This window comes from Streptomyces sp. ICN903, assembly GCF_022015835.1.
GTDB lineage: Bacteria > Actinomycetota > Actinomycetes > Streptomycetales > Streptomycetaceae > Streptomyces > Streptomyces fenghuangensis.
This window is the reverse complement of the sequence record NZ_JAKMAY010000289.1, coordinates 1-7,225: the sequence shown is the minus strand read 5'-3', so window position 1 is coordinate 7,225 and position 7,225 is coordinate 1. Positions and strand designations below refer to the sequence as shown.

At 74.0% G+C, this 7,225-nt stretch carries 9 protein-coding genes; 3 read left to right on the top strand and 6 right to left on the bottom strand.

The features are described from left to right. Window positions 1–45: 45 nt before the first annotated feature. From L7D48_RS23510 to L7D48_RS23500, 3 genes are all read left to right on the top strand, one after another. Window positions 46–687, top strand: coding sequence for a pentapeptide repeat-containing protein (locus L7D48_RS23510; RefSeq protein ID WP_237882210.1), 642 nt, complete (start codon window positions 46–48; stop codon window positions 685–687). A gap of 207 nt (window positions 688–894) precedes the next feature. Further along, entirely contained in the window at window positions 895–1,911 is a 1,017-nt protein-coding gene (locus L7D48_RS23505) for an ATP-binding cassette domain-containing protein (RefSeq protein WP_237882208.1), read from the top strand. Then, a complete protein-coding gene (locus L7D48_RS23500; protein WP_237882206.1) occupies window positions 1,908–2,771 on the top strand; it encodes an ABC transporter permease in 864 nt (287 codons plus the stop codon). The genes L7D48_RS23505 and L7D48_RS23500 overlap by 4 nt, the downstream gene beginning before the upstream one ends. A gap of 47 nt (window positions 2,772–2,818) precedes the next feature. Here L7D48_RS23500 and L7D48_RS23495 read toward each other — a convergent pair whose 3' ends face one another. The 6 genes from L7D48_RS23495 to L7D48_RS23470 all read right to left on the bottom strand — a co-directional run. Continuing rightward, a complete protein-coding gene (locus tag L7D48_RS23495) occupies window positions 2,819–3,751 on the bottom strand; it encodes a hypothetical protein (protein WP_237882205.1) in 933 nt (310 codons plus the stop codon). Window positions 3,752–3,841: 90 nt separating this feature from the next. Further along, window positions 3,842–4,393, bottom strand: a complete 552-nt coding sequence (locus L7D48_RS23490) for a SigE family RNA polymerase sigma factor (RefSeq protein ID WP_237882203.1) — start codon at window positions 4,391–4,393, stop codon at window positions 3,842–3,844. A gap of 79 nt (window positions 4,394–4,472) precedes the next feature. Then, complete coding sequence (locus L7D48_RS23485; RefSeq protein WP_237882201.1) at window positions 4,473–5,309, bottom strand: isocitrate lyase/phosphoenolpyruvate mutase family protein; 837 nt, start codon at window positions 5,307–5,309, stop codon at window positions 4,473–4,475. A gap of 52 nt (window positions 5,310–5,361) precedes the next feature. After that, the gene (locus tag L7D48_RS23480; RefSeq protein ID WP_237882199.1) at window positions 5,362–5,919 is read right to left on the bottom strand and encodes a Uma2 family endonuclease; all 558 of its coding nucleotides are present in this window, start codon (window positions 5,917–5,919) and stop codon (window positions 5,362–5,364) included. Between the two features lie 123 nt (window positions 5,920–6,042). After that, on the bottom strand, window positions 6,043–6,858 hold the full coding sequence (locus L7D48_RS23475) for a helix-turn-helix transcriptional regulator (protein WP_237882197.1): 816 nt from the start codon (window positions 6,856–6,858) through the stop codon (window positions 6,043–6,045). Between the two features lie 77 nt (window positions 6,859–6,935). After that, a partial coding sequence (locus tag L7D48_RS23470) for a hypothetical protein (RefSeq protein ID WP_237882195.1) occupies window positions 6,936–7,225 on the bottom strand: 290 nt, incomplete at its 5' end.

Here is a 7,225-nt window from a genome sequence, read left to right as displayed (position 1 = left end):
CCACGCCCCCGGCGCACACCGCCCGCCCCGCCGGCTCCACGGGAGCTGGCCGACCTGCCCTACGCGGAGTACCTTCAGCCGTTCGACGGCGGCGGGCGGCTGGAGCGGGAGCGCACCTACGACACCGTCCACTTCGACGGGGACGGCTTCCACGGAGCGGACGCCGGCGGCGCCGGCTTCATGGAGTCCGCCTTCACCTCGGTCGAGTTCGACGGCGGGCGCTACCGGCGGGCGCGCTTCAACGACGTGTGGCTGCACACCGTGCGATGGGTGGGCGCCGACCTGGCCGAGACCGACTGGACGGACACCGAGGCCGTCTCCGGCGCCCTGGCCGGGGTGGAGGCGTTCGAGGCGCGGATGCGCCGCGTGGCGTTCTTCAACTGCAAGCTCGACTCGGTCAACCTCCGCGCCGCACGCCTGTGCGACGTGTACTTCGTGGACTGCCTGCTGCGCGACGTGGACTTCGGCGAGGCGGTCCTGGAAGGCGTCGCGTTCCCCGGCTCGGTCCTGGACGGGGTGCGGCTGGAGAAGGCGAGGCTCACGCGGGTCGATCTGCGCGACGCGGCCGGGCTGGGGATCACGGCGGGCCACGACTCGCTCAGGGGCGCGATCGTCAGCCCGGCGCAACTGCTGGACCTCGCCCCCGCGCTCGCCCGGGCGCTGGGCATCGAGGTCCGCGACGACTGAGGACGACCGAGGAGGCGCACCGTGCCCGCACATCCGTTACGGCCCCGCCGACCGGGGAGACCCGGCACACCCGGCACACCCGGCACACCCGGGCTGCCCGGGAGACCCGGCGGGGGAAATCCCCGCGAAGCGATGAGTCCGGCGCCCCCGGACGGTCCGAAGGTCGAGGGAAGCCGCAGAACCGACGAGCGACGAGGACGACGGAACATGGGCGAGAGCGCATCCGGCCTGGCGATCGAGACATCCGGGCTGGTCAAGGTGTTCGGGGAGACCCGCGCGGTGGACGGCGTGGACCTCGCCGTCCCGGCGGGCACGGTCTACGGGGTCCTCGGCCCCAACGGGGCGGGCAAGACCACCACGGTCAAGATGCTCGCCACCCTGCTGCGCCCCGACGGCGGCCGGGCCCGGGTCTTCGGGCACGACGTGCTGCACGAGGCCGACGCCGTACGCGCCCGGGTGAGCCTGACCGGGCAGTACGCCTCGGTGGACGAGGACCTGACCGGCGCGGAGAACCTGATCCTGCTGGGCAGGCTGCTGGGCCACCGCAAGCCCGCCGCCCGGCGGCGGGCCGAGCAGCTGCTGGAGGCCTTCGGGCTCGCCGAGGCGGCGGGCAAACAGGTCAAGAACTACTCGGGCGGCATGCGGCGCCGCATCGACATCGCCGCGTCCATCCTCAACACCCCCGACCTGCTCTTCCTGGACGAGCCGACCACCGGCCTGGACCCGCGCAGCCGCAACCAGGTGTGGGACATCGTGCGGGTGGTGGTCTCCCGGGGCACCACGGTGCTGCTGACCACCCAGTACCTCGACGAGGCCGACCAGCTCGCCTCCCGCATCGCCGTCATCGACCACGGAAAGGTCATCGCCGAGGGCACCAAGGGCGAGCTGAAGGCCTCGGTGGGCGCCGGCGCGGTGCATCTGCGGCTGCGGGACGCCGAACGGCGGCCCGAGGCCGAGCGGCTGCTCGCCCGCGTCCTGGAGGCACGCATCCAGCTCGACCCCGACCCGGTGGCCCTGACCGCCCGCGTCGGCCTGCACGGCGACGGCGCGGGCGCGGCCGAGCAGGCCTCCCGGGCGCTGGCGGAACTGGCCCGCGCCGGCATCACCGTCGACACCTTCTCGCTGGGCCAGCCCAGTCTGGACGAGGTCTTCCTCGCCCTCACCGACCGCCCCGCCGACCGCACCGGCGCCCCCGCGAACGAGGAAGAGGAGATCCCGGCATGAGCACCGCCACGACCCGCGGACAGCGCACCGGCGAGACCGGCGAGTCGGCCCCCGCGGCGGCCGAGACCCTGGCCGGCCTGCTGGTATCCGGGGAGCGCCCGCCCCGCCCCAGCGCCTGGGCCGCCTCCGCCGCCTTCGGCTGGCGGGCGGTGCTGAAGATCAAGCACGTGCCCGAGCAGCTCTTCGACGTCACCGTCTTCCCGATCATGATGGTGCTGATGTTCACCTACCTCTTCGGGGGCGCGCTGGCCGGATCGACCGACCAGTACGTGCAGTTCCTGCTGCCGGGCATCCTGGTGATGAACATCGTGATGATCACCATGTACACCGGGGTGGCGGTCAACATCGACATCGCCAAGGGCGTCTTCGACCGGTTCCGCACCCTGCCGATCTGGCGCCCCTCGGCGATGGTCGGCTACCTGCTCGGCGACATGCTGCGCTACACCATCGCCTGCGCGGTGATGCTGGCACTCGGCCTGGTGCTGGGCTTCCGCCCGGCCGGCGGCGTGCCCGGAGTGGTGGCCGGGGTGGCATTGCTGATCGTCTTCGCGTTCGCCTTCTCGTGGATCTGGACGATGTTCGGCCTGATGCTGCGCACCGAGAAGTCGGTGATGGGCGTCAGCATGATGGTGATCTTCCCGCTGACGTTCCTCAGCAACGTCTTCGTCGACCCGTCCACCATGCCCGGCTGGCTCCAGGCCTTCGTCAACAACAGCCCCGTGACCCATCTGGCCTCGGCGGTGCGCGGACTGATGGCGGGCGACTGGCCCGCCACCGAGATCGCCTGGTCGCTGGGGTGGGGCGCGGTGCTGGTGGCCGTCTTCGGAACGGCCACCATGCGCCTGTACAACCGCAAGTGAGCGCCGGCCGGGACCGGGGCCGCCCACCCACCCCGGCCCGGCCGTTCTCACGGAAGGCGGCCCGTCTGGTCGGTGTCGCCGGGCGCGGGACGCGGGGTGAGGTCCCTGTACGGCGTCAGGGCCTTTGCCGCCTCCACGACGTCCGGTGCCACCCACTGGCTCCAGCGCGAGCTGGTCACCACGGCCCGCAGTGCCTCGAAGGACAGCGGAGGGCGGGAGGCCAGGACCGGCCCGTCCTCCAGGTCCCAGCCGTTGGAGGTGCCGACGACGATCCGGGTGCCGTCGGTGCGCAGCAGGTCGGCGTGGCGGCGGATCAGCAGGCCGGAGCGGTCCTCGTACGCCATGAGCAGCGAACCGTCGTCGAGGTTGGCGACGGTGCAGGCCGTCATCCTGCCCTCGCCCCTGTTCTCGTCGCAGGAGTAGAAGCGCTCCAGGAACTCCGTCCCCCGCGCGCCGCGGTCACGGCCGAAGCCGCCCTGCACATTGACCGTCACCTCGGCCCGGCCGACCCCCGTGGCGATCTTCAGAATTCCGCTGGTGTCGATGTACGCGGGGCCGGGAGGGAAACTGTCCTGACCTTTGTAGTGCGAGGTACCGGTGCCGGCCGGCAGCAGCTCCCGGAGTATGTGCACGGTGGCGCGGCCCGTCAGGGCGACCTTGTCCTCGGGCGGTTCGGGGTCGTGCGGCAGATGCGAGAAGTCGGGAAAGGCCACCTCGTCGGAACCGTCGGCCGGTGCCTCGGGCAGTGCCTGCACCACGGCGCCGCTCCCCATGGTCGGCAGATACGCCCCGAACACCGAGACGCCCGCGGTCAGCGCGGCGGCCACCGCGCACAGGGAGGCCGCCTGTACGGCCCGCCGCCGTCTGCGCAGGCGGAGGCCGCGGACCGTCGCGCCGTCGACCAGCGACGGCAGGGGCGGCCGCACACCGTCCACGGCTTCCTTCATCACGGCCGACAGTCGCCGCTCATCGGGTTCCACGGGAAATCACCGGCTTTCTCCGTACGGGCATGGACACACAACTCATGGATCGGGACGGAAGAGCGCGGGAGGGGCGACCGACGTCGGTGCTCATCCGTTCGCCAGTGAATCGAGCTCGCCGCCCAGCGCATCGCGCAACCGCGCCAGGGCCCGCATGCTGCGGTTGCGGACCGAGCCGGCGCTCACGCCCAGCTCGGTGGCGGTCTGCTCCACGCTGCGGTCCTCCCAGTAGCGCAGCACCAGTACCGCCCGGTCCTTGTGGGGCAGCTCGCCGAGCACCCGCAGCAGAGTCACCCGCAGCGCGGGATCGGAGCCGCCGGAGACGGCCGCTTCGGGCACGGCCTCGACCGGCCGTTCGCCGCTGCGCCGCAGTCGCCGCTGGGAGATGTGGGCGCGGACCATGATCGTACGGACGTAGGCGTCGGGGTCGTCCGCGCGCCGCACCCGCCGCCAGGACGCGAACGCCCTGCCGAGCGCGGTCTGCGTCAGGTCCTCGGCCTGGTGCCAGTCACCTCCGGTCAGCAACAGCGCGGTACGGAACAGCCGACTGCCGGAGCTGCTCGCGAACTCCCGGAACTCCTCCAGGCGTTGCGTCGGTCTCTCCACCACGGTGTCCCTCTCGCCGTCCGTCTCCGCCGTCACCCCTTAGGACGCTTCGGGGGAGAGGTTCTGTCACAGAGGTTCTGCGGAGGCTCCGCGGCGAACTCGGAAAGGAGAAGTCTCAGTCCCCGTCCGCCCAGGGGGCGGCCAGGGCGCAGGTCTCGTCGTAGGTGGGCAGCGGAGGGGGCGGGGCGGCCGGGTCGGCGAGGGAGGCGGCCAGCTCCACGGCGCGCTGGAGGGCGGCGCGGAACAGCAGCGACCCCAGGCTGATCCGGGCCGCGCCGAGCTCGGCCAGCCGCTCGCGGGTGGGGCCGCCGGGGGAGTACAGGACGTTCAGCGGGGCGTCCAGCTCGCCCGCCAGTGCCCGGATGCCGTCCTCGTCGGTGAGGCCGGGCACGAAGACGCCGTCCGCCCCGGCCTCCCGGTAGGCACGGGCCCGGCGGGACGCGGCGGCCGTGGTGGGGTCGGCGGCCAGCCAGTGGGTGTCGGTGCGGGCGTTGACGAACAGCGCCGGGGCGGCCTCCTTGACGGCCGCGATCTTCTCCGCGTGGTGCGCCGGGTCGGCCAGGCGCCCGCCGGGCAGCCCGTCCTCCAGGTTCACCCCGGCCACCCCCGCCCCGGCCAGCTCCCGCGCCAGAAGGGCGACCTGCGCGGGGTCCTCGGAGAACCCGCCCTCGACGTCCACGCTGACGGGCACCGGCAGCCGGGCCAGCCGCCGCCCCAGCGCCAGGGTCCGGCCCCGTGCGGCCCCCGTGGCGTCGGGCAGACCGGCCGCGGCGGCCACCCCCAGGCTGCTGGTCCCGACGGCGGGGAAGCCGTGCGCGGCCAGGGCGGCGGCCGAGGCGTGGTCCCAGGCGCAGGGCAGCAGCAGCGGCCGCCCGCGGCGGTGCAGCGCGCGGAAGGCGGCGGAACCGGCGGAACCGGCGGAACCAGCGGACGCGGCGGACGTGTTCACCACGGACGGCTCCCCTCTCCCACGACGCCCTCTCCGGCGCCGGTCCCTGCGGGGCTCAGCCCAGGGCGGAAGTGTCCAGCTCCACCGCGAACGGCTCGGGCAGCCGCACGGGCGTGCCGAACGGGTGCGGCCCCTCCACTCGGGTGTAGCCGAGCTCGCCCGGCTCGGCGAAGAGCGTGCAGGCCCGCTCCTGCCGGTCGACCAGCAGGTACAGCGGCGCCCCGTACTCGGCGCAGCGGCGGCGCTTGGCGGTGCGGTCGGTGTCGGCGTTCGACTCGGAGGTGACCTCGACCACCAGCAGCGTCTGGTCCGGAAGCAGGGCGCCCGCGCCCTTGGCCAGGTCCCGGGGGACGACGGCCAGATCCGGCACGTACCAGTTGCTGCTTCCGGGCAGATCCAGGTTGCCCGATCCCGCGACACAGCCGAGCCGCCGTACGGCCGGGCCGATCTGCTCGCGGACGACGTCCGCCGCGGCCTCGTGGTCCCAACTCGGTGACACCGGCTCGATGACCCCCTCCACGATCTGCACCCGGTCCCCCCGGATGTGCTGGATCGCGTACTTCAGCGCTGTTTCCGGGTCGGCGGCTGCATACGAGTGCGGCTGGGCGCTCATCGGTCCTCCACGGACGGTGTGGGTGCAGCATGACGACATTCCCGGGTCTACCGCAATCCGGGACGGCCCGCCGTTTCCCGGTCCTCGTGTCGCCCGTACGGGGGGACGCTCCGGCGGCGGTCCTCATGCCGTGGCCTCCGCCGTGCCCGCCGTACCGGAAGTGTCCGCGGTCCCGCCGTCGAGGTCGGCGCCGGTGAGGCCCAGCAGCTCGCGCAGGTCGTGCCGCCCGGCATCGGTCACGCGCAGCGCCCGCCGGGTGCCGATCCGCTCGCACCAGCCGGCCTCCAGGGCGTGCCGGCACAGCGCGGCCCCGGCCGCGCCGGCCAGGTGGGGGCGGCGTTCGGTCCAGTCCAGGCAGGCGCGGGCCGCCGGGCGGCGGCCGTACTGGCGGGCCTTCAGGTCGATGCCGAGCCCGCCGAACCACCGCAGCCCGGCCCCGGTCACCGCGAACCCGGTGTCCTGCCGCAGCAGCCCCCGCTCCAGCAGGGCGTCGGTGACCGCGACCCCCAGGCGTCCGGCCAGGTGGTCGTAACAGGTGCGGGCCCGGGCCATCGCCGTGTTCGCGGAGGCCTCCCGCAGGGAGCGCGCGGCGGGCGGCGGCCCCGCGTGCGCGGCCAGTTCCTCGACCAGGCGCGCGGACGACGGGCCGGCCAGCCGCACGTAGCGGTGCCGCCCCTGGCGCTCCTGGGCCAGCAGGCCCCCGGCCACCAGCTTGTCCAGGTGCTCACCTGCCGTGGACGGCGCGACGTGGGCCAGCCGGGCCAGTTCGCCCGCCGTCCACGCCCGCCCGTCCAGCAGCGCCAGGCAGAACAGGGCCCGGGTGTCGTCGGCGAGCAGCCCGGCGAGCCGGGCGAGACCGGAACCGGCGTGCTCGGGGTGCCGCTCGGAAGGGGACGGACGGGCGCGGCGTGCGCGGCGTGCGCGGTCGGGGGAGTCCATGGCGCCCATCATGCGGGCCGGTCGTTTCGGCGGGCACCGAAACGACCGGCAACATCCCGGCAGTACCCCGGCCGCTCTCAGACGGTCGACTCCCTGACCGCCACGTTGTAGCTGGAGGGCGTGGGGGAGGTGACCTCGATCTGCGAGCGGAAGGAGTCGCCGGTGAAGACCACGGTCAGCTCCCTGGGCCCGCCGCGCCGGGTGGCCGCGGTGAAGCCGCCGGCCGGCAGCGCCGAGACCAGGCAGGCGCCGCTGCTGCCGAACCGTATGGACGCCCGTCCTCCCGTGGTCTGGAAGGTGCGCACCTCGGCGCCGGCCGTACGGCAGCCCTCCTCGCCGCCTCCGGTGTTCGCGGAGGGGGAGGGGG